The 18984-nt window shown below is 30.9% G+C and carries 18 protein-coding genes and 2 pseudogenes; 10 read left to right on the top strand and 10 right to left on the bottom strand.

Translation table 11 applies throughout. The features are described 5' to 3' along the window. Positions 1-5: 5 nt before the first annotated feature. Both GRQ01_RS00485 and bamA read right to left on the bottom strand, forming a co-directional pair. A complete protein-coding gene (locus GRQ01_RS00485; RefSeq protein ID WP_158333897.1) occupies positions 6-728 on the bottom strand; it encodes an inositol monophosphatase family protein in 723 nt (240 codons plus the stop codon). A gap of 2 nt (positions 729-730) precedes the next feature. Further along, on the bottom strand, positions 731-2950 hold the full coding sequence (gene bamA, locus GRQ01_RS00480) for an outer membrane protein assembly factor BamA (RefSeq protein WP_158333896.1): 2220 nt from the start codon (positions 2948-2950) through the stop codon (positions 731-733). 75 nt (positions 2951-3025) lie between these two features. Between bamA and GRQ01_RS00475 the strand changes: the two genes are divergently transcribed. The 9 genes from GRQ01_RS00475 (at position 3026) to rimP (ending at position 11145) form a co-directional block, all read left to right on the top strand. After that, entirely contained in the window at positions 3026-3853 is an 828-nt protein-coding gene (locus GRQ01_RS00475; RefSeq protein ID WP_158333895.1) for a prephenate dehydrogenase, read from the top strand. A 61-nt stretch (positions 3854-3914) separates the two neighbouring features. Further along, the gene (gene pgp6 / locus GRQ01_RS00470; RefSeq protein ID WP_158333894.1) at positions 3915-5285 is read left to right on the top strand and encodes a peptidoglycan metallopeptidase Pgp6; all 1371 of its coding nucleotides are present in this window, start codon (positions 3915-3917) and stop codon (positions 5283-5285) included. Further along, positions 5285-6169 (top strand): UDP-3-O-acyl-N-acetylglucosamine deacetylase, encoded by an 885-nt coding sequence (gene lpxC, locus GRQ01_RS00465; RefSeq protein ID WP_158333893.1) that lies wholly within the window; start codon positions 5285-5287, stop codon positions 6167-6169. The genes pgp6 and lpxC overlap by 1 nt, the downstream gene beginning before the upstream one ends. Before the next feature lie 38 nt (positions 6170-6207). Further along, on the top strand, positions 6208-6609 hold the full coding sequence (locus tag GRQ01_RS00460; protein WP_158333892.1) for a tRNA threonylcarbamoyladenosine biosynthesis protein TsaB: 402 nt from the start codon (positions 6208-6210) through the stop codon (positions 6607-6609). Between the two features lie 8 nt (positions 6610-6617). Beyond that, the gene (gene thrB, locus GRQ01_RS00455; RefSeq protein ID WP_158333891.1) at positions 6618-7496 is read left to right on the top strand and encodes a homoserine kinase; all 879 of its coding nucleotides are present in this window, start codon (positions 6618-6620) and stop codon (positions 7494-7496) included. Between the two features lie 24 nt (positions 7497-7520). Further along, positions 7521-7778 carry a DUF448 domain-containing protein gene (locus GRQ01_RS00450; RefSeq protein ID WP_158333890.1) on the top strand — a complete coding sequence of 86 codons (258 nt, stop codon included), beginning with the start codon at positions 7521-7523 and terminating at the stop codon, positions 7776-7778. Then, positions 7765-10374, top strand: a complete 2610-nt coding sequence (infB, locus tag GRQ01_RS00445) for a translation initiation factor IF-2 (protein WP_158333889.1) — start codon at positions 7765-7767, stop codon at positions 10372-10374. The genes GRQ01_RS00450 and infB overlap by 14 nt, the downstream gene beginning before the upstream one ends. Next, entirely contained in the window at positions 10371-10733 is a 363-nt protein-coding gene (gene rbfA / locus GRQ01_RS00440) for a 30S ribosome-binding factor RbfA (RefSeq protein WP_158333888.1), read from the top strand. The genes infB and rbfA overlap by 4 nt, the downstream gene beginning before the upstream one ends. Continuing rightward, entirely contained in the window at positions 10723-11145 is a 423-nt protein-coding gene (gene rimP, locus GRQ01_RS00435; RefSeq protein WP_158333887.1) for a ribosome maturation factor RimP, read from the top strand. Before rbfA ends, rimP begins: the two co-directional genes overlap by 11 nt. A gap of 27 nt (positions 11146-11172) precedes the next feature. On the opposite strand, the pseudogene uraH reads toward rimP, so the two are convergent. The 4 genes and pseudogenes from uraH to GRQ01_RS00415 form a co-directional block, all read right to left on the bottom strand. Beyond that, positions 11173-11442, bottom strand: a pseudogene (uraH, locus tag GRQ01_RS00430) (hydroxyisourate hydrolase); the annotation flags it as partial. Further along, complete coding sequence (locus GRQ01_RS00425) at positions 11426-12223, bottom strand: metal ABC transporter permease (RefSeq protein WP_158333886.1); 798 nt, start codon at positions 12221-12223, stop codon at positions 11426-11428. The pseudogene uraH and the gene GRQ01_RS00425, both read right to left, overlap by 17 nt. Beyond that, positions 12216-13070 carry an ABC transporter ATP-binding protein gene (locus GRQ01_RS00420; RefSeq protein WP_158333885.1) on the bottom strand — a complete coding sequence of 285 codons (855 nt, stop codon included), beginning with the start codon at positions 13068-13070 and terminating at the stop codon, positions 12216-12218. The genes GRQ01_RS00425 and GRQ01_RS00420 overlap by 8 nt, the downstream gene beginning before the upstream one ends. Before the next feature lie 11 nt (positions 13071-13081). Next, on the bottom strand, positions 13082-13954 hold the full coding sequence (locus GRQ01_RS00415) for a metal ABC transporter solute-binding protein, Zn/Mn family (protein ID WP_158333884.1): 873 nt from the start codon (positions 13952-13954) through the stop codon (positions 13082-13084). A gap of 251 nt (positions 13955-14205) precedes the next feature. Between GRQ01_RS00415 and GRQ01_RS00410 the strand changes: the two are divergent. Beyond that, positions 14206-15920 (top strand): annotated as a pseudogene (locus GRQ01_RS00410) (PhoX family protein). Positions 15921-15959: 39 nt separating this feature from the next. On the opposite strand, the gene trxB reads toward GRQ01_RS00410, so the two are convergent. The 4 genes from trxB to GRQ01_RS00390 form a co-directional block, all read right to left on the bottom strand. Beyond that, positions 15960-16898 (bottom strand): thioredoxin-disulfide reductase, encoded by a 939-nt coding sequence (gene trxB, locus GRQ01_RS00405; protein WP_158333883.1) that lies wholly within the window; start codon positions 16896-16898, stop codon positions 15960-15962. A gap of 129 nt (positions 16899-17027) precedes the next feature. Further along, entirely contained in the window at positions 17028-17342 is a 315-nt protein-coding gene (gene trxA, locus GRQ01_RS00400) for a thioredoxin (RefSeq protein ID WP_158333882.1), read from the bottom strand. A 56-nt stretch (positions 17343-17398) separates the two neighbouring features. Further along, complete coding sequence (locus GRQ01_RS00395; protein ID WP_158333881.1) at positions 17399-17737, bottom strand: YraN family protein; 339 nt, start codon at positions 17735-17737, stop codon at positions 17399-17401. Next, positions 17737-18984, bottom strand: a complete 1248-nt coding sequence (locus GRQ01_RS00390) for a homoserine dehydrogenase (RefSeq protein ID WP_158333880.1) — start codon at positions 18982-18984, stop codon at positions 17737-17739. Before GRQ01_RS00390 ends, GRQ01_RS00395 begins: the two co-directional genes overlap by 1 nt.

Below are 18984 nucleotides of genomic sequence, written 5' to 3'. Positions count from 1 at the left end.
TACACCTAATTATTTTTTAAAAATCCTAAAATTATATCAAAAATTTTCTTATCTTGGCTTAGAAGAGTGAAATTTTCATTTTTTTCCAAATGCAAATTTTGATTGATTATTAAGGCAGCTTCTGTATCGAAAATTCGTGTCTTTCCGCAAATTAAAACAAAACTAAAATAAGATGCATAAGCAAGACTTAGGGCTGTTGCACCTAAAGAGCGGAATTTTAATTGATTTTTTGATAAAAAGCTAAGGATTTCAGGATAAAGGGCTATTTTTTCAACTATACCTATCTTAGAAAAAGGATAGGGTTTTAAGGCTAAGTAGCGTGGATTAGAAAGCTTTGATTTTAGAGCTTGGTTGTTGCTAAAAGCAAAAATTTCTTGTGTGATGAGATTGCATACGAAAGCACTTTTTTCTTGATTTTGTTTTATAAGTGCTATAGAAGTACCATAAAAGGGTATTTTAGAAACAAAATTTGAACTTCCATCTAGAGGATCAAGAATGATTTGTGTAGGGTGAGTCTTTCCGATGAAACCACTTTCTTCAGAAAAGATCTGACCAAGATGGCTAAGATATTTTATAAAAATTTTTTCACAATTTAAATCTAGCTTGTAAGCTTGATTATTATCATATCCTAGCTTAGAACAAAACCCAAGATCTTCTTGAGGGATATTGTTAAGATACTTGTAGATTTGCCAATTAGCATCAAAACAAGCATCTAAGAATTCTTTCATTTTTAAAATCGCGTTCCAAGATTGAATTCAAAACTATTAGTATCATCGTCTTTTTTATCATTAAGAGGTTTGGCAAAAACGAGTTGTAAAGGACCAATAGGAGTAATCCATTCTATACTAACTCCTGTACTCATTCTTTTAATTTCATTTAAACTGTTGCGTCCTATCATACCGTAATCAAAAAATATACTGCCTCGAAGTTTAATTCTATCAATTAAAGGAAAGCTAAGTTCCACAGAGTTGGCGAAAGCTATGTTTCCTCCTATTTCATCGCCCCATTGGTTTTTAGGGCTTACAGTCCTATTTTCAAAGCCACGGATGGTTCGTATACCCCCTAAATAAATTCTTTGGTTAATAGGTAAATAGCCTTTATCCCATACTTTATAAAAGCTAGCTTTGTAGCGGTAAATTAAATCATACCCTATGAAATCTTCTAAGCCTTGGTAAAAATTGAATTTAGAGCTTGAGGAGATAAATTTTTGATCTCCCCCTAATCCAGCGTATTCTAGGCTTGTTGAAGCTATAATACCTGATCGTGGTAAGTAATAATCATCCGTGTTATTAAAACTAATTGTAGGAATTATAGAGCTTTTAATGCTTTTACCAAGTTCATATCCTGTTCTTAAAAGCGTAGGGCTTAAATGATAAATATCGCTTTGTTCAAGATTATAAGTTAGGCTTATATTATAATACCTTTTAAATTGATGTCCAACTGTGATATCAAAACCGTAATTTTTTTCTGAGTAATTATCCCATTCATAGTCATTTGAGTAAAGTGTCCCACCAAGACTGTATTGACTATCAAGAACCCTTGGATTGATAAGACTGATTCTTCCTGATAAGGTTTCATCACTTTTATCAACACTTATAGAGCTTTTTATCCCTGATCCAAAGATATTAGTATCTGATAATGAAGCATTAAGTAAAATTCCATCACTAGATCCATAGCCAATACCCCCTGAAATAGCACCTGTTGAGGCTTCTTTAACATCAACGATTAAATCAATATGTGTATTATCAATCTTTTCTTCTTTGATATTGACATCATCAAAATAAGAAGTTCTTCTTAAGGCATTTTTTGATTCGCTTAAATCCGTACGATTGTATAAATTGCCCTCTGTTAGGTATAATTCTCGGCGTATTACGCGATCAACTGTACGAGAATTGCCTGAAATAATCACATTTCTAATGTAAACTTTATCATGAGGAATGACTTTAAAAGTTACTGTGGCTTCTTGGGTTTGATCATTTTTTTGGATATCAGGATACACTTCTGCAAATGCATAACCTAAATCCGCACTTTGCGTTTCTATGTTTTTAATATCTTTTCTAATATTTTCTATATTAATAACTTTGCCAATTTTAGATTGTAAGTCTTTGACGTTTTGCGCATTTTGTTTTTCGTCAAATAAAGGGTTTTCTATGCTTATATTTTTAATTTTATAAGATTTTCCTTCTTTAATAAAATATGTTAAATCGGCTTCATAGGTATCTGTGTAGGTTTTAAGATAAGCAGGAGAGACTTGAACATCTAAATAGCCTTTTTTCATGTATTCATCAGTAATCCTTGAACTATCATTACTTAGTTCAAAAACCTTTAATTTCCCATCATTCCTTCCCCAGATCCAACCCATAAATTCTTTTTCTTTATTGACTACAGCAGGTTCTATATCAGAATAAGAAAGGTTTTTAGCACCACTTAAATGGACATTGTTAATAATAATATTTTCACCGCGATTTACTATAAATTCTAATTCTAATCCCTCTGTATTTTCTAAAGTCTTTTTTTTGTATTCTACAATGGTGTCAAAATAGCTTTTTGCTTCATAGTAAGCTTTGATACGTTCAATGGCTTCTTTTATACTTTTTTCATCTAATAAAGTGCCCCTTTTAATCCCTAAAATACTTTCAAGCTGTTTTCTATCATTAGAAGCAATACCTGTTATAGTGATTTTTGCTATAGTGGGTTTTTCAGTAAGAATGATTTCTAAAATTCCATTTTTTTCTTCTACGGCAATATTTTCAAAATAATTTTGCTTATAAAGATTAACAATAGCTGTATTTATTTTTTCAAGATTGACTTTTTCTCCTATTTTAAGTCCTGTAATATTAAGAGCACTTGTATTTGATAAATAATGTAATCCTGTAAATTTGATATCCTTGATAGTGCTTGCATGAGCCATGATAGCTAAAGCACAAATACTAATAAAATGTTTTTTCATCGATCTTTAACCTAAAGCTTTATTAAAAGCTGTATAATAGCAAAAAAAATTTAATAAAAAATAAGGCGATAAAGTATGAAAATAGCAATTATAGGGCTTGGGCTTATGGGAGGATCTTTAGGCCTTTGTCTGAAAGAAAATAAGCTTATATCTTGTGTTTATGGTATGGATTTAAATAAAGAAAATGAACAAGATGCTTTAAATTTAGGGCTTATACATGATTTAATAGAATTGAAAGATTTGGGTTTGTGTGATATTGTTTTTATTGCAACTCCTGTGAATGCTATTATCGAAATTTTACAAAAACTCGTTAATTTGCCTTCTAGTGTAACAATTATAGAACTTGGAAGCACAAAAAGGAAAATTATAGAAAGTATGCCTAAAAATTTAATCCAACAAACCCTTTTTGCACATCCTATGACAGGTACAGAAAATAGTGGTCCAAAGGCGGCTTTTAAAGAACTTTATAAGGATGCAGTTTGTGTGCTTTGTGATAGTGAAATAGCAGATCATTGCCATCAAAAAAGGGCTGTGGAAATCTTTTCTCATTTAGGGATGAAAATTGTTTTTATGGATAGTAAAGCTCATGATCATCACGCAGCTATTATTTCACATTTACCTCATGTTATTAGCTTTTCTTTAGCTAATTTTGTAATGAAAGAGGAAGATAAAAGAAATATTGTCCATTTAGCAGGTGGGTCGTTTAAGGGTATGAGTAGGATTGCAAAATCATCACCGCAAATGTGGGAGAGTATTTTTTTGCAAAACAAAGATAATTTGTTAAGTTCTATTGATTTTTTTCAGCAAGAATTGCAGCGTTGTAAACAAATGATTTTATCCGGTAATAAAGAGGAATTAATACAATGGATGCAACAGGCTAATACTTTAAGGGAAATTTTGTGAATTTACTAGATATTTACTAAGAATATAATAGAATTTACACAAAATCTTTAAGGCAGTATTGATGATAAGAAAAAAGGGCAAAATTTATTTATTTATTTTGTTTGTATTTTTGATAATAATTTTAATTTTTTCCATTTTAAAATTAAGTATTTTTGAAAAAAATCCACCACAAATTTTAATGCCTGATATTATATATACTAATCTTAAAAAGCCTATTTTAGTCCATGTCAAAGACGATGAGAGTGCTATTAAAAATGTCCAAATCATATTGCATAAAGACAATAATAATACTATGGTCATAGCTGATGAAAAAATATCTGATTTAAAAGATCTGACTTTGCAAATTGCCTTGCCTAAATTCGGATACAAAGAAAATGTGAAGTCTTTTGTTTTAGAAGTCGTAGCTAAAGATAATAGTCTTTGGAATTTCTTTAATGGCAATGAAGCAAGAAAGCAAATTACTGTATTAATAGACACTACTGCACCAAAAATTAATATCATAAGCAATTCCTATCAAATCGAACAAGGTGGTGCTGCAGCTGTTGTCTTTGAAGCTAAAGATAGCAATTTAGATAAAGTATATATACAAACTAACAAAGGAAAAATTTTTAAAGCTACTCCTTATATCAAGGAAGGCTATTATGCGGCTTTAATTGCTTGGGATGCAAGAGATGAAGAATTTCGTGCTTTTGTCATTGCTAGCGATAAAGCGGGTAATATTTCTAAAGAACGCATAAGGTATTATTTTTCAAATCGCAAATATCGCGTTTCTAATATCAATCTTACGGATAAGTTTTTAGATGGAAAGATTGAAGATTTGGCTAATCAATACGCACCTAAAGATAATAATTTTAATCGTTATGAAAAATTTAAATTTGTCAATGAAACTTTAAGAAATAGTAATGAAAAATTGATCCATGAGATTACTTCTAAGGTGCCTGAAGAAAGATTTGGTCATTTTAATTTAGATTTATTTTTACCGCTTAAAAACGGTATGAAAGTGGCGGATTTTGCTGATCATAGGTATTATTCTTATAAAGGACAATTTATAAGTGATTCTTATCATATGGGACTTGATTTAGCAAGTGTGGCACAAGCACCTATTATAAGTAATAATGCAGGTGAGCTTGTATTTGCACAAGAAAATGGGATTTATGGACTTAATTTAATTATTTATCATGGTTTTGGAGTTTATAGTCTTTATGGGCATTGTTCTTCCAAAAATGTCGATCAAGGTGAGCAAATAAGCAAGCAAAGTGTTATAGCAAACACAGGCACAAGTGGTTTGGCATTGGGGGATCATTTGCATTTTGGAATTTTAGTTCAAGGCGTTGAAACACGCCCTGAACAATGGCAAGATAAAAAATGGCTAGAAAATAATATTTATAATGTCTTAAATGACGCTAGAAAGATAATTTTAGGGAAAAATTAATGAAACAATTAACTTTAGCAAAAACTGTAAAAGGTGTGGGTATAGGACTTCATAAAGGCGAACCTATAGAAATTACTTTAGAGCCTTTAGAATCTAATAGTGGTATAGTATTTTTTAGAAGTGATTTAAATGCTAGTTATAAAGCCATTCCTCAAAATGTTATTAATACGCAAATGGCAACGGTTTTAGGTGATGAAAGAGGCTTTGTTTCAACCATAGAGCATTTAATGAGTGCGATTAATGCTTATGGGATTGATAATATCCGCGTTGTTTTAAACGCTAATGAAGCACCTGTAATGGATGGTTCAAGCATTAGTTTTTGTATGATGCTTGATGAAGCGGGGGTAAAAGAGCTTGATGCACCTAAAAAAATTATGGTGATTAAAAAAGCTGTAGAAGTAAGAGATGGTAATAAATTCGTGCGTTTAAGTCCTACTAAAAATCCTTGTATCAATTATACTATTAAATTTGATAATGCCGTTATAGGAGAGCAAAATTATAATTTTGAATTTAGCAAGAAAAATTATATAGAAAATATAGCAAGAGCAAGAACTTTTGGATTTTTAAAAGATGTTCAGGCACTTAGAAGCATGAATTTAGGTCTTGGAGGGAGTTTAGAAAATACTGTAGTAGTAGATGAAAATCGTATTTTAAATCCTGAAGGCTTGCGTTTTAAAGATGAATTTGTAAGGCATAAGATTTTAGATGCTATTGGGGATTTGACTCTACTTGGATATCGTGTTTTTGGTGATTATGTCTCTTTTGCAGGAAGCCATTATTTAAATCATTTATTGACTAAAGAAGTATTAAAAGACAAAGATGCTTATGAGATTGTAAGTCTTGAGCAAGTTAATGAAAAAGCTTATGAAAAGGTATTTGCATAAAAACCTCTCTTTTGCTTAATGCTTTATCTAAGCCTTTAATGATTGGAATTTATCAAGATGATAAACTTGTTCAAAGCTATACAAGCGAGGAAAAAGCCAGCGAATTTTTACCAAAAATTTTGGATCAACTTTTACGCAAATACAATTTTACAAGTTTAATTTATGCTAATGGTCCAGGTTCTTATATGGGTATTAAAATTTCTTATGTAAGCTTGAAAACTTTAAGTATAGTAAAAAATATTCCTTTATTTGCTGTGAGTGCTTTTGAACTAAATGGTTATAAACCTATTAGTGCGAATAAAAATTTTTGTTTTGTATATAAAGATAAGGAAATTGTTTTAGAACAAAATATCCCAGCACAGTTCTTTTTACCTAAAAATTTACAAGATCTTAAACTAAATAATGATAATCTTCCTTTTTATTTTTTAAATGCAATTTAGGATAAATTTTGAAAATTTTAGTTCCTGCTACAAGTGCGAATTTAGGACCAGGTTTTGATTGTTTAGGACTCAGTTTAAAGCTTTTTAACCAAACACAAATCCAAAAATCAAGTGTTTTTAGTATTAGTATAGCAGGGGAAGGCAGTGATATTGTTTTTTTAAAAAAAAATAATATTTTTGTAAATATTTTTTATGAAATTTATGAAAAACTAAGCGGAAAAAGAGATAATTTTCGTTTTATTTTTCAAAATAATATTCCTTTATCACGAGGTTTGGGTAGTTCTTCTGCGGTGATTGTGGGTGCTATTGTTAGTGCTTATTGTATGAGTGGATTTAAGGTTGAAAAAGAACGTATTTTAGATGAGGCTTTGCATTATGAAAATCATCCTGATAATATCGCTCCTGCTACTTTGGGTGGTTTTGTGTGTTCTTTGGTAGAAAAAAATAAAATCTATAGTATTAAAAAAGAAATCGATCAAGATTTAGCAGCTGTGATTGTGATCCCTAATTTAGCTATGAATACAGAGCAATCGCGTAAAGCTTTGGCTAAAAATTTAAGTTTTAATGATGCTGTTTTTAATCTTTCTCATGCTTCTTTTTTAAGTGCTTGTTTTTTAGAAAAAAAATATGAGTTTTTAAAATTTGCAAGCAAAGATAAGCTTCATGAAATCAATCGTATGAAAAATTTACCTGAACTTTTTGAAGTGCAAAAATTTGCTTTAGAAAATAAAGCTTTGATGAGTACACTTTCAGGTTCGGGATCGAGTTTTTTTTCTTTAGCTTATAAAGATGATGCAAAGGCTTTGTTTTTAAAAATGCAAGCCAAATTTAAGGATTTTCGTGTGCAGTATCTAGAATTTGATAATAATGGCTTTGAAATTTGCTAAAAAATATAAAAAAAAGATATAATTTTGAAAAAACATATACCAATTAGAATGTGCATAGTGTGTAAAAACCGCTTTGAGAAGAACGTATTATTAAGATTTAAAATCGTTTTAGGGGACATTAGTACTAAAACAGAATGCGGTAGGAGTTTATATTTGTGTCAAAATTGCATTGAAAAGCAAGATAAAATTTTACAAAGGGCATTTTCTAAAATATGTAAAAATTTAAATACTAAAATCACTCAGCAAGGACTTAAGGAGATATTTTTAAATGGCAAAAATTAGAATTCATGAAATTGCAAAAGAATTAGGTTATGACAGTAAAGAGATTATTGAAAAAGCAAATGAATTAGCACTTGGGATAAAAACAGCTTCAAATGCTGTAGAACCAGAGATTGCTGCAGCTATTTATGAATATATACAAACAGGAGAAATTCCTGAAACATTTAAGAAAAATATCAAAACTACTACGATTAAAAAACCTAAAAAGGGCAATTTAAAAGTGCAAGATGAGTTTAACCAAACTCAAAAAACTGAAATCAAAAAAGAAGAAAAACCTAAACTAGAACTTATAAAAGAAGAAAAAACGAGTCAAAAAGACAATTTAAAAAAACAAAACAAACAAGAAAATCAAGACAAAACTCAAAGCCTAGCCAGCGCTACTTTAGCTAAAAGACGTGGACTTGTTATTGTCAAGAAGAAAAAAGATGAAGAAGAAAATAGTGTCAAAAAAGAAGAAGTTAAAAACTCAAAAGACATTCTCCTTAATAATGAAGAGCGTTTGAGTTTAAAAACTATGTTTTCAAACGCTGATGAAAATTTAAAGAAAAAGAAAAAAGAAAAAAAACCTTTTATTGCAACTAAAAAAGAAAGTGCTGAAAAAATGAATTTTTTAGATGAGCACGATTTTGGGGATATTTCTTTAGATGATGAAGATGAGGTAGTTTTGCCTGATTTTAGCACTAAAGAGCAAGAAAAACCACAAAATACTAGTAAAAAACCGCCTAATTTTTTACGCCAGGCTTTGGGTAATTCTGTAGGTTTTGCTAATGAAGGAGGTATCCAAAGAAGAAGCCGTAAAAAACCACCTAAAAAAATTGAAAAAAAAGAAGTTGAAGAAATCAGCAGTGTTTTCATTCCTAAAGAAATTCGCGTGTATGAATTCGCAGATAAAATAGGAAAAAGTACTAGCGAAGTCATTTCAAAACTTTTTATGCTTGGAATGATGACAACCAAAAATGATTTTTTAGATGAGGATGCTATTGAAATTTTAGCAGCTGAATTTGGTATAGAGATTAATATTATTAATGAAGCAGCTGAATTTGATTATGTAAAAGACTATGAAGAAGAAGTAGATGAAAAAGAATTAGTTGCTAGAGCTCCTGTAATTACTATCATGGGGCATGTTGATCATGGTAAGACTTCTTTGTTAGATTATATTAGAAAATCGCGTATTGCAAGTGCTGAAGCTGGTGGAATTACTCAGCATGTGGGTGCTTATATGGTAGAGAAAAATGGACGTAAGATTACTTTTATTGATACTCCAGGTCATGAGGCCTTTACAGCTATGCGTGCAAGGGGGGCAAGCATTACTGATATTGTTATTATAGTTGTAGCAGCTGATGATGGGGTAAAGCCTCAAACTAAAGAGGCTATAAATCATGCAAAAGCAGCTGGTGTGCCTATTATTATTGCTATTAATAAAATGGATAAAGAAACAGCAAATCCAGATATGGTAAAAACTCAACTTGCAGAAATGCAAATCATGCCAGTAGAATGGGGAGGGAGTTATGAGTTTGTAGGTGTTTCGGCAAAAACAGGAATGGGTGTTGAAGATTTGCTTGAAATTGTTCTTTTACAAGCTGATATCTTAGAACTTAAGGCCAATCCAAAAAGTTTTGCTAAAGCAAGCGTGATTGAAAGTTCTATACAAAAAGGACGTGGTGCGGTAGCTACCGTCATAGTGCAAAATGGCACGCTTAGTGTAGGTAATACTGTTGTTACAGGAGAAGCTTATGGAAAAGTACGTGCTATGAGTGATGATCAAGGCAGGGCTTTAAAAGAAATCAAACCAGGTGAATGCGGGGTTATTGTAGGGCTTAGTGAAGTTGCGGATGCGGGAGAAATTTTAATTGCTGTAAAAACTGATAAAGAGGCAAGAGAGTATGCTAATAAACGTCATGAATACAACCGTCAAAAAGAATTAAGCAAATCTACTAAGGTCAGTATTGATGAACTAGGTGCTAAGATAAAAGAGGGCAATTTAAAGGCTTTACCTCTTATTTTAAAAGCAGATGTGCAAGGGTCTTTAGAGGCTTTAAAAGCAAGCTTAGAGAAGCTTAGAAATGATGAAATTAAGGTCAATATCATTCATAGTGGAGTAGGAGGGATCACTCAAAGTGATATCGAACTTGCTAGTGCAAGTGAAAACTCTATAGTTTTAGGCTTTAATATACGTCCTACAGGTGAAGTTAAAGAACGCGCTAAAGATAAAGGCGTAGAGATTAAAACCTATAATGTCATTTATAATCTTTTAGATGATATTAAAGCTTTATTAGGCGGTATGATGAATCCTATTATTTCAGAAGAACAGCTTGGACAAGCACAAATAAGACAAGTTATTAATGTGCCAAAAATTGGGCAAATTGCAGGTTGTATGGTAACTGAAGGGGTGATCAATCGTGGGGCTAAAATCCGTCTTATCCGCGATGGAATTGTGATTTATGAAGGTAATGTAAGCTCTTTAAAACGTTTCAAAGATGATGCTAAAGAAGTAGCTAAAGGCTATGAGTGCGGTGTAGGTATAGAAGGGTGTGAGGACATGAGAGTTGGCGATTATATAGAAAGCTATAAAGAAGTACAAGAACAAGCTAGCCTATGAATCCAAGTGAAATTAAAAAGCTTCGCACAGAAAGTATTTTAAAAGAACTCATACCTGAGGCTTTAGCCAATTTAGATGATGAAAATTTAAAAAATCTTTGTGTAGTGGATGTAGAATGTAAAAAAGGCAGATACGATGCTTTTGTATATCTTGATAAGATGTTTTTTAATCTCCATGAGCAAGAAAAAATTCTAAATTCTTTAAAAAAAGCTAGTAAGGCTTTGCAAAATTATTGCATGAGTGAACAAGGCTGGTATAGATGCCCTAATTTTCATTTTAAATTCGATGACAGACTTGAGTATCAAAACCATATGGATGCTTTGTTTGAAAAAATAAAAAAGGATAAAAATGAATCTTAAAGCCCTCTGTCAAGAAGCAGGACTTAGTTTTTATGATCAAGAATTGCTTAGTGAGAATGGTAAGAAAATTTATCGTATTTATGTTATGAAAGAAGGTGGGGTGAGCTTGGATGATTGTGCTAGATTGAGTGAGATTTTATCCCCTATTTTTGATGTTGAATCCCCTGTGAGTGGGGAGTATTTTTTAGAAGTGTCTTCTCCAGGACTTGAAAGAAAGCTTAGCACTAAAGATCATTTTGCAAAAAGTTTGGGTGAAAATGTCAAAATTACTACCAATGAAAAAGAAAAAATCAAAGCTAAAATCATCAGAGTGGATGAAGAAGACATAATCTTAGAAGATCTTGAAAACAAAGAAGAGCTTATCATAAAAATAAGCAATATAAAAAAGGCTAGAACCTTTATCCAATGGTGAATTTCATAAGGGCTTTTGCCCTTATTTTCAACTTCCTCTATAAGTTGAATATCCGTATGGAGATAAGGTTAAAGGAACGTGATAGTGTTTTTGATCTTTTGAGGTTTTAAAACCAACTTCTATGTAAGGGTAAAAAGATTTTACATTGTTTTTGTCAAAATAATCTTTAGTATGAAATTTTAGTTTGTAAATACCTGATGCTGTATTTTCATTTTCATAAGGCAAGAAATCAGTTATCCTTCCGTTTTCTCCTGTGTATTTTTCATCTATTTTTACCCATTTATCGTTTTTTTCTAAAAAGATGTATTAAAAAACTAAAGCAAGCCACAGCTATAATGCAAGCGCCACTTGAAAGATTAAGATAATAGCTAAGTATAAGCCCTAAAATACAAAAAATCATACTTAAAAAACTTGCTAAAATCATGATAAAGCCAAGTCTTTTGCTGAAATTTTCTGCAATAAAACTAGGAATGCTAAGCAAAGCCATTACTAAAATAAGTCCCACAAGGCGTATAGAAATGACTATGCAAAAGGCCATAAGTGCGATTAAAAGATAATGGAAAAAAGTTGTAGGGATGCCGCGAACCTTTGTAAATTCAAAATCAAAACTCAAAGATTCAAATTGTCTATAAAATAAAAGCATGAAAACAACCACAATCCCATCAACCGCACCCATAAGCCATAAATCCTCTATCCCAACAGCTAAAATGCTTCCAAAAAGATAAGCCATTAAATCCGTATTGTAATTAGGACTAAGATCGATTAAAATAATGCCAACTGCCATACCAAAAGCCCAAATTACAGCAATAATGCTATCGCTTCTGTTTTCAAAGTGTTTAGCTAAAAAAGCTAGCAAAAAAGCCAAAAATAAAGTAAAAATTCCCGTACTAAGTAAAATAGGCAAAGAAAAATAAAAAGCCAAGCCTATACCCCCAAAAGCCCCATGTGTTATCGCACCAGCCATTGAAAATAAGCGGTTTATCATAATCAAAGTGCCTATGATTCCACAAGCTATACTGACTAAAATTGCTGCTAATAAGGCATTTTGAAAAAAGGTGAAATGCAAAATTTCAAGCATGTTTTGCCTTTGAAGGTTTAAAAGATGAATTTTCTTTTAGGAATTGTGGCTTGTTTGAATTTCTTTTTTGAAATTCTTGTGTGCATAATATTTTATTATCGCAATTTTTTTCATCACAAAAGCAAGAATTTAAACTCATTTCTACATCGCAAAAATGGGAATGATTTTCATATAAATGTTTTAAAAATACGCTTTTATCTTTTTCTTTAGTATTAGTGTGTAAGAAAAGTTCTTTGTTTAAATACGCAATTTTATCGCTATAAGCAAGCACAAGATTAATATCATGACAAACGAGTAAAATTCCCATGCCATCGCGGTGTAATGAGTTTAAGAGTTCAAAAATTTGTATGGCTGATTTGGTATCAACGCTTGCAGTGGGTTCGTCTAAAATCAGCATTTTGCATTCACTAGCTAAGGCTCTTGCGATGAAAACGCGTTGTCTTTGTCCTCCGCTTAAAGAATCAATTGTTTTATCCCAAAAATCTTGCATGTTTACGCTTTGTAAAGCTTGCATGGCTTTTTCTTTATCTTTTTTACTATAAAAACCAAAAATTTTTTTATTTATAAGTCCCATAAGAACGATTTCGATAACTCTAGGATAGAAATTAGGATTGGCTAAAGTGTGTTGAGGAACATAGCCAATTTGTTTTCTTTCTAAGGCGTGAAATTTGATCTCATGTTTTGATTTTAAAAGTCCTAATATAAGTTTGATAAGAGTAGATTTACCTGCACCATTAGGACCTATGATGGAAAGAAAATCTTTGTTGTCGTAGTTTAGATTGATATTTTGCAAAACGATTTCGTTTCCATAAGCATAATCAAGATGAGAAAGTTCAAAAAAAAGCATGAAAAACCCAGTTATAAATTTTTAGATAAAGCATCAGCTGTTTTTAAAAGCTCATTTTCCCAATCATAAGATAAATGATCTATTTTATAGATTTGGGCTTTGGATTCTTTTGCCAATGTCTTTGCGGCATTTTCAGGAAAATTATTTTGTACAAAAATAATTTTGATATTTTTATTTTTCATTAGGGTGATTAAATTTTTTAAATCTTTGCTTTTGGGTTCTTTGCCTAGAATTTCTACAGGAATTTGTATGAGATTGTAGCGTTTGGCAAAATAGGTCCAAGAAGGATGATAAACTACGAATTCTTTGTTTTTTAATTTTTCTAATTTAGAAGCAATTTGCAAATTTAAACTGTCTAGTTGGGCTAAAAATTTATCTAAATTTTCTTTGTATAAGTCTTTGTTTTGAGGGTATTTTTGGGCTAAAATATCATAAATATTTAAAGCCATAGTTTGTACTAAGATAGGATCAAGCCAAGTATGCGGATCGTAATTTTCATGATCATAGGAGTGTTTATGATCCTCATTTATCGGGATTAAAGCTATATTTTTTTGCATATTGACAATTTGAAGTTTTGGAAAATTTTGTTTGAATTTATCTTTAAAAACTTTTTCAAATTCTAAACCTATGGTAAAGTAAATATCGCTTTTTTCAAGTTTTTTCATGATGCTTGGTTTAAATTCGAAATTATGTTCGTTGTGATTGGGCGGCAATATAATATTAATGTCTAGAGTATTTGCAGCTATTTTTTTTACAAAAAATGCTTGAGGTGCTATACTAACGCTAACTAAATGTATAGAAGGGTTTTCATTTTTTAAATTTTTAGCTTGTATTAAAGTACAAAATAAAATTCCCAATAAAATAAAAAAAACTGATTTTTTCAAAATATTTCCTTGTTAAAATTTTAGTAATTATACTATATTAAGCTTAATACATTAAATTCATTTAATTAAAGTTAATTATAAAATATAAAATTATTAATGATATACTAGGTATTTTATCGTTTTTATTAATAATATAAGCTCCAAATCATATTTTAGTTTTAATAAATGGTGTAGTTTTTAAAGTTTCCAAGAAGTTTCCAAATATTTTTATAATTGAGATTATTTTAAAATTTTTAATATTGGAGTAAAATATGGAAAGAAGATTATTTTTAAAAGGTTCTGCTTTAGGTTCTATGGTAGCTTTTTTGCGAATTCAAATTTGAATGCTACTATATTTCAAGATAAAGATTTATTAGGTTTTAAAGCTGTAAAAGCAAGTACAAAAGATGAGGTTATAGTACTCGAGGGTTATGAAGCTAAAGTTTTGATTTCTTGGGGAGATCCGCTTTTTAGTAGGCCAAAACCTTATGATGAGAATAAAATAATCAATAAAAGTGCAGTTGAAAATGCTTGCTTGGTTTTTGGTGATAATAATGATGGCATGAGTTTTTTTCCGCTTTCTAAAAATAAAGGGATTTTAGTGGTTAATAATGAATATATGAATCCTGAGATTATGTTTAACCATCAAGGTAAAAATTTAAATAAAGAAGATGTTTTATATGAGCAAGCTAGTGTAGGTGTAAGTATATTTGAAATTCAAAAAAATACAAGTGATTGGACTGTGATTTTAGATTCTAAATATAATCGTAGAATAGATGCAAATACTAAAATTGAAGTTAGTGGGGCAGCTAAAAAAGCAGTTTTAAAAAATAATTCGTTTGTTTATGGAACTTTTGCTAATTGTGCTAATGGACAAACATCTTGAGGAACTTATATTACTTGTGAGGAAAATTTTGATGATTTTTTTGGAAGTTCTGATGAAAATTTAGAATTTAATGATGCCCTTAAACGTTATGGTTTTAAAAAAACTAGTCATTATGGTTGGATAGTAGAAATTAATCCTTATGATGCTAATAGCATTCCTATTAAAAGGACTTCTTTAGGACGTTTTAAACATGAAAATGCTGAAATTATTGTAGAAGAGGATGGAAGTGTTATTATTTATATGGGTGATGATGAAGCAGATGAATTTATTTATAAATTTGTAAGTAAACATAAATATAAAAAAGGTTTTGATACAAGTAAAATTTTAGATGAAGGTATTTTATATGTAGCACGATTTGATGGTGAAATAGGAGATTTTAAAGAAAAAGGGAAGTGATTGGCTTTAGAGTATGGAAAAAACGGTTTGGATGAAAAAAATGGTTTTAAATCTCAAGCTGATGTGTTAATTAATACTCGTATAGCAGCAAGTATAGTCGGAGCAACTCCTATGGATAGGTGTGAGTGGATAGCAAGCCATAAGTATAGTGGATCTAAGGAAGTTTTTGCTACTCTTACCAATAATAAAAACCGTAAAGAAGCTAATCTGCTAATCCTAGATTGAAAAATGTTTATGGACAGATTATAAAATGGATGCCAAAGCATTCTCATACACAAAGTGATTTTGAATGGGAAATTTTTATTTTTGCAGGAAATCCTGATATCAAAAATCTTTATATAAGGGCTCAAATAATATTACAAGTGAAAATAAATTTAATTCTCCTGATGGTTTGAAATTTGATAGGGATGGTAGGCTTTGGATACAAACAGATGGATCTTATTCTAATAAAGGGGAATATGAGGGTATGGGAAATAATTGTATGCTAGCAGCAAATCTAAAAACAGGAGAGATTAAGCGTTTTTTAACAGGACCTATTGCTTGCGAGTTAACAGGCATAGCTTTTAATGAGGATTATGCTACTATGTTTGTAGGCATACAACATCCTGGAGAAGGTTTAAAAGGAAGTATTTTCCTTATGAGAAAACGCCTAGATCAAGTGTAGTGATGATAAGAAAACTTGATAATGGAGTTATAGGAAGTTAAACAAATTATAGAAGTTGTAAAACTAACTTCTATAATTTTTTAATGCAGATTTTCTATATAAGATATAGCACTAAGTGCAGCTACAGCTCCATCTCCTGCAGCACAAATTACTTGTTTTGGGGCGTCTTTTCTAAGATCTCCTGCAGCAAAAAGTCCTTTGACGCTTGTTTGCATTTTAAGATCGACACTTACTTGTCCACCTTCTTCCATTTGACATAAAAATTTTCCATCATCTTGTTTTAAAATTTCATTTCTTACATTTAAACCTACAAAAGTAAAAATTCCTGGTACTTTTAGATCTTTAATGCTGCCGTCTTTTACTTTTATTTTTACCCCCATAAGTCCTGTTTTATCACCATAAGCTTCCTCAATGCTTGCACAAGTTATAAGTTCGATCTTTTCATTCTTTTTTACTTTTTCAATAATCAAAGGTGCTGCTCTAAATTCATCCCTTCGGTGGATAAGGTGTACTTTAGAACAAATATTAGCCAAATATAAAGCTTCCTCTAAGGCTGTGTCTCCTCCTCCTAAAACCGCAACTTCTTTATTTTTGTAAAAAAATCCATCGCAAGTAGCACAAGTGCTTACGCCTTTGCCAAAAAACTCATCCTCGCCTTTAAAGCCTGCTTTTTTAGGATATGATCCTGTGCAAACTATCACTGCTTTAGCGAGTTTGATTTCACCTCCTTCGATTTTTATACTAAAATTTCCATCATCGTTTTTTAAAATTTGTTTTATATTTAACATTTCATGTTTTAAACCAAAACGCATGCATTGTTCATTCCAAGGTGTCATAAAAGAAATCCCATCCATAACCTGTGCCACACCAGGATAGTTTTCAATTTCAGAACTTAAAGTGATTTGACCTCCGGGCATGCCTTTTTCAAACATGACAACATTTTTAAGTCCGCCTCTAGTTGCATAAAGCCCCGCACTAAGCCCTGCAGGTCCTCCACCTATAATTGCTAGATCTAACATTATTTTTCCTTTATTTTGATTTTATTAGTGATAATAATATAAAAATTATTCTTAACAGGAATTAATGAAAATTATTATTTAGTAAAATGAAGGTTAAAGTACAAGGCTAGTGTAACCAGCCTTAGGTTTTTATAAGAGAGAGTTTAGTTTATCGCTGATCGCTTGTTTTGATTGTGCACCGACTAATTGATCTACTACTTCACCATTTTTAAAGAAAATAAGTGTTGGGATAGATCGCACGCCAAATTCAGCTGCTAAATCGCCTTGTTCATCTGTGTTTACTTTACAAATTTTGGCTTTACCATCAAAATCATTTGCAAGTTCGTCTATAACAGGGCTAAGCATTCTGCAAGGTCCGCACCATGGAGCCCAAAAATCAACTAAAGCTACACCTTCTTTGGCTTGATCGAAATTATCATTTGTTAATTCGATATATTTTCCCATAATTTTTCCTTTCTCTAATTTTTCCCTAATTGTATTTTATTTTTTTAAATATCAGCTTAAAAATTTATATTTTCACAAAATTGTATCTCATCATTTTTAATGCAAATAAGATCAACTTGAAAATCCTGAGACATTCCATATTTAAGATGGTAAAAATCTATGGTTTTAAAAATTTTTTCAAGCTTTTTCTTGTCTAAGCGTTGAGAAACTTCATAATCTTTTTGAGTGAATTTCACTTCTATAAAATGCAAAATTCCTTCTTTTTGCGCTATGATATCAATTTCACCAAATTTGGAATGAAAATTTCTTTTTATAAGTTCAAATCCTTGTTTTTTTAAAAAATGACAAGCTTTATTTTCCCCTAAAAATCCAGCTAAATAAGATTGCAAACCCATTATTCTATACGCATCATGAAAGTTTGTGTTTTTATGAAATCTTGTTGATGTAAAATTCCAAGCAAATTTTGTATGCTTTTTTCATAGGTGAAATGAGTGGTAAAAAATAAAGTGCTATATTTTTCATCATCTTTTTTAGGTTTTTGTAAAAAACTGTCAATAGAAATATGATTTTGACTCATTAATTGTGTGATTTTAGATAACACTCCTATTTTATCTTCGACTTTTATTCTTAAATAGTATTTTGTATAAATTTCATCCTTATTTAAAAGTTCGTATTCTAATGTATTGACAAAACCTAACATAGGCGATTTTATTTGATCTTTTGCTATATCCATAAGATCTGAAATCACCGCACTAGCTGTGGCCTCACCTCCTGCTCCAGCACCATAATATAAGCTTTCTCCTAATAAATCTCCTTTAATGCTTATAGCATTCATCACCCCATCGACTTTAGCAAGCATTGTGTCTTTGTTTATCATAGTAGGATGCACTCTTAATTCTACTTTATTTTGACGTACCTTTGCAATACCTAAAAGTTTAATGCTTAGTTCAAATTCATTGGCAAAATATATATCTTCAGGTGTGATTTGGCTAATGCCTTCAATCAAAATATCTTCGGGTTTAGCTTTAAGGTTATAGGCTATACTTGATAAGACAAGAAGTTTGTGTGCTGCATCTTGGCCTTGTATATCAAAGCTTGGATCGGCTTCAGCATAGCCTAAGCTTTGGGCTTTTTCTAAGGCTTGGCTAAAACTCATATTTTTTTGAGTCATAGAGCTTAAAATATAATTGCTTGTACCATTTAATATGCCTTTGATGGTTAAGATATTATTCGCACTTAAACCTTCTTTTAAAACTTTAATAATAGGAATCCCCCCTGCTACGCTTGCCTCATAACCAAAAGCTATATTTTTAGCTAAGTTTTCAAGTTCATAGCGATGATAAGCAAGCATGGCTTTATTTGCTGTTACTACGGCTTTTTTCTTTTTTAGAATTTGGCTGACTATTTTAAAAGTTTCATCTACTCCACCCATTAATTCTACAAAAACATCCACATCAGCATTTAAAATTTCATCAACGCTTTGGGTTGTAGGGATTAAAGCATTTTTTTTAGGGCTTCTAGTAAGGGCTATGACAGGGGTGATTGTTTTGCCACATCTTGCACGGATGAGTTTTTGATTTTCTAGAAGGAATTTAACAACTGCACTTCCTACTGTGCCATAACCAAGAATTGCTACTTTCAT

The organism is Campylobacter bilis (assembly GCF_016806695.1).
GTDB classification, from domain to species: Bacteria; Campylobacterota; Campylobacteria; order Campylobacterales; family Campylobacteraceae; genus Campylobacter_D; species Campylobacter_D bilis.
The sequence above is the reverse complement of the archived record's forward strand: the minus strand, read 5'-3'. Positions and strand labels throughout refer to the sequence as shown.

Coding starts and splice junctions, on each gene's coding strand:
- GRQ01_RS00485 (WP_158333897.1), bottom strand. CDS start 728: ATGAAAGAATTCTTAGATGCTTGTTTTGATGCTAATTGGCAAATCTAC.
- bamA (WP_158333896.1), bottom strand. CDS start 2,950: ATGAAAAAACATTTTATTAGTATTTGTGCTTTAGCTATCATGGCTCAT.
- GRQ01_RS00475 (WP_158333895.1), top strand. CDS start 3,026: ATGAAAATAGCAATTATAGGGCTTGGGCTTATGGGAGGATCTTTAGGC.
- pgp6 (WP_158333894.1), top strand. CDS start 3,915: ATGATAAGAAAAAAGGGCAAAATTTATTTATTTATTTTGTTTGTATTT.
- lpxC (WP_158333893.1), top strand. CDS start 5,285: ATGAAACAATTAACTTTAGCAAAAACTGTAAAAGGTGTGGGTATAGGA.
- GRQ01_RS00460 (WP_158333892.1), top strand. CDS start 6,208: ATGATTGGAATTTATCAAGATGATAAACTTGTTCAAAGCTATACAAGC.
- infB (WP_158333889.1), top strand. CDS start 7,765: ATGGCAAAAATTAGAATTCATGAAATTGCAAAAGAATTAGGTTATGAC.
- rbfA (WP_158333888.1), top strand. CDS start 10,371: ATGAATCCAAGTGAAATTAAAAAGCTTCGCACAGAAAGTATTTTAAAA.
- rimP (WP_158333887.1), top strand. CDS start 10,723: ATGAATCTTAAAGCCCTCTGTCAAGAAGCAGGACTTAGTTTTTATGAT.
- GRQ01_RS00425 (WP_158333886.1), bottom strand. CDS start 12,223: ATGCTTGAAATTTTGCATTTCACCTTTTTTCAAAATGCCTTATTAGCA.
- GRQ01_RS00420 (WP_158333885.1), bottom strand. CDS start 13,070: ATGCTTTTTTTTGAACTTTCTCATCTTGATTATGCTTATGGAAACGAA.
- trxB (WP_158333883.1), bottom strand. CDS start 16,898: ATGTTAGATCTAGCAATTATAGGTGGAGGACCTGCAGGGCTTAGTGCG.
- trxA (WP_158333882.1), bottom strand. CDS start 17,342: ATGGGAAAATATATCGAATTAACAAATGATAATTTCGATCAAGCCAAA.
- GRQ01_RS00395 (WP_158333881.1), bottom strand. CDS start 17,737: ATGGGTTTGCAATCTTATTTAGCTGGATTTTTAGGGGAAAATAAAGCT.
- GRQ01_RS00390 (WP_158333880.1), bottom strand. CDS start 18,984: ATGAAAGTAGCAATTCTTGGTTATGGCACAGTAGGAAGTGCAGTTGTT.